3 protein-coding genes are annotated in these 2421 nt (G+C 59.1%); all 3 read left to right on the top strand.

The features are described 5' to 3' along the window. Positions 1–395: tyrosine-type recombinase/integrase (locus E1832_RS00080; protein ID WP_206020962.1), on the top strand; the 395-nt coding region annotated here is incomplete at its 5' end. Next, complete coding sequence (locus E1832_RS00075; protein WP_058123597.1) at positions 392–1336, top strand: tyrosine-type recombinase/integrase; 945 nt, start codon at positions 392–394, stop codon at positions 1334–1336. The genes E1832_RS00080 and E1832_RS00075, both read left to right, overlap by 4 nt. Next, a complete protein-coding gene (locus E1832_RS00070) occupies positions 1333–2331 on the top strand; it encodes a tyrosine-type recombinase/integrase (RefSeq protein ID WP_102856250.1) in 999 nt (332 codons plus the stop codon). The genes E1832_RS00075 and E1832_RS00070 overlap by 4 nt, the downstream gene beginning before the upstream one ends. Positions 2332–2421: the final 90 nt, after the last annotated feature.

Here is a 2421-nt window from a genome sequence, read left to right as displayed (position 1 = left end):
GCAAGAGGCAGTTGCACGATCGGATGCCGATGTCGGCGGAGGTTGGTGAGGCGATTGTCGATTACATCAAGAATGAGCGCCGGGGCCCGGACCGCGCGCTGTTCGTGTCGGTGAAACCGCCCTTCAAGAGGTTCAAGGACGCGCAAATCCTGCGATGGATATTGCGAGACGCCTATGACGCGACCGGCATTAGCCCGCCACAAGCCTATATAGGCACCCACATTCTGCGGCACAGCCTGGCCACCGACATGCTGCGAAAGGGTGCTTCGCTTGCTGAGATCGGGGACGTGCTGCGTCACCGATCTGCAATGACCACAACCATCTATGCGCAATACGATGTGGCTGCCCTGCGCTCGATCTCGCGCCCCTGGCCAACTTCGGGAGACGCCCAATGAAGACGCTGTCCCAACGACTTGATGAATATCTGGCCCTTCGGCGTTCGATGGGGTTTGACCTCTCCTTTGAGGAACGGGTCCTGCGCAAGTTCACGACTTATGCCGGTGAAAACGGGTTCAATCGGATCTCGACGCCCTTGTTCCTCGATTGGAAGGCAAACTACGGCAGCGCGGACAACAACACTTGGTCTCATCGCCTTGGTATGGTGCGCCGGTTCGCCTTTTGGCTTGCGGAGCACGACAATCGGACCGAGGTCCCGTCCAGCCAGCTTGTCACAGGCCGATACCGAAGGCGTGTCCCCTACATCTATGCGCCCAGTCAGATCGCGGATCTTGTCGTTGAAGCCGGTCGACTGCCGTCACCTTATGGCCTCCGTGCCGCATTGTGGCAGACCCTGTTCGGCTTGATCGCGGTGACGGGGATGCGCGTGAACGAAGCTTTGTCTTTGGATCAGCATGACGTCGATCTGGAACGCGCTATCCTAACGCTCAGAAACACCAAGAATGGCAAGGATCGACAGCTTCCCGTCAACGAGGATACCGCTCATTGGCTTGTTCGATATGCCGAGCTGCGGGATCGTCTGGTTCCGCAGCAATCATCCCGGTTCTTCATCAAAGAGGATGGCGAACCGGCGGGAGATTGCGGGGCACGCTACAACTTCGCGCAGGTCAGCAGAAACATCGGCCTTCGGTCACCACAAGCCTTCAACCGCCACGGACATGGGCCACGCATCCATGATTTGCGGCACACATTTGCCGTTCACACCATCCTGGACTGGTTCCGGGATGGCCGGGACATCGAAACTGAAATGTACAAGCTCAGCACCTATCTCGGCCATTCCGAGCCCAAGCACACGTTCTGGTACATCGAGGCCGTGCCCGAGCTGATGCAGTTAGCCGCGGCGCGGGCCGAACGGCGGGTTTTGGAGGACGCATCATGATCGCAACCTATCCATTGCCCGTCTATGTGCAGCGGTTCTTCACCGAGCGGCTGTTGACCCAGATGCAGGCCAGTCCAAACACGATTGCCAGCTATCGCGACACCTTCCGGCTCTTGCTGAGATACGCCGAGGCGCAGACAAGGCTGCCGCCGACTGAGCTACATGTGGCTCACATTGACGCCGACATCATCGGTCGGTTCCTGACCTTCTGCGAGGAGGAACGAGGTAACAGCGCGCGAAGCCGGAACACTCGCCTCGCGGCCATTCGCTCGTTCTTCAAATACGTCGCGGGCTGTGAGCCCCAGCTCCTGCACCATTGCCAGAAGGTGCTGGCGATGCCGTCCAAGCGGCACGAAAAACGCGTCGTGGACTTCCTGACCCGTGACGAGATGGAGGCCTTGCTGAAGGCACCTGACCAGACGACCTGGTTTGGGCGGCGCGACCGCGTTCTGCTTCTCACAATGCTCCAAACCGGCTTGCGTGTATCGGAGGTGATCGGCCTTCGCGTTGGCGATGTCGAGCTTGGCACCGGAGCGCACCTCAGATGCGTGGGCAAGGGTCGAAAAGAACGCGCAACGCCGCTTCGGACAGACAGTCGGTTTGCATTGAAGGCATGGCTTGCGCAGTGCCGGACTGAGCCCAGCGATCCCCTGTTCGCAACCATCCGTGGCAGGCCGCTCAGCAGAGATGCGGTTGAGCGAATTGTTCGGAAACATGCGGCAACCGCCGCCTCGACCAGCTCGACGTTCAGACTGAAGCGCGTCACACCCCATGTCTTGCGCCACACCGCTGCAATGCAGCTTCTACAGAGCGGTGTGGACCGAACGATTATCGCCCTTTGGCTGGGCCATGAATCGATTGAGACGACACAGGTCTACATCCACGCCGATATCGAACTGAAAGAAAAGGCGATGGCTCTGACAAAGCCGGTTGACCAGACGGGTGGACGATATCGACCGGGTGACGAACTCCTGGCATTCCTCGAAGCGCTCTGAATTATGCCGATATGCTGCGCCGATCTAACCGCAACGCAACAGGTTGTAAGGGTCGGCGCGGCATAAACCGGAGCGCGGCATTATGGGAAT

This window comes from Antarcticimicrobium luteum (assembly GCF_004358185.1).
Taxonomy (GTDB): domain Bacteria; phylum Pseudomonadota; class Alphaproteobacteria; order Rhodobacterales; family Rhodobacteraceae; genus Antarcticimicrobium; species Antarcticimicrobium luteum.
Note: the sequence above shows the minus strand (reverse complement) of the source record. Positions and strands in the feature narration are given on the sequence as shown.

Coding starts and splice junctions, on each gene's coding strand:
- E1832_RS00070 (WP_102856250.1), top strand. CDS start 1,333: ATGATCGCAACCTATCCATTGCCCGTCTATGTGCAGCGGTTCTTCACC.
- E1832_RS00075 (WP_058123597.1), top strand. CDS start 392: ATGAAGACGCTGTCCCAACGACTTGATGAATATCTGGCCCTTCGGCGT.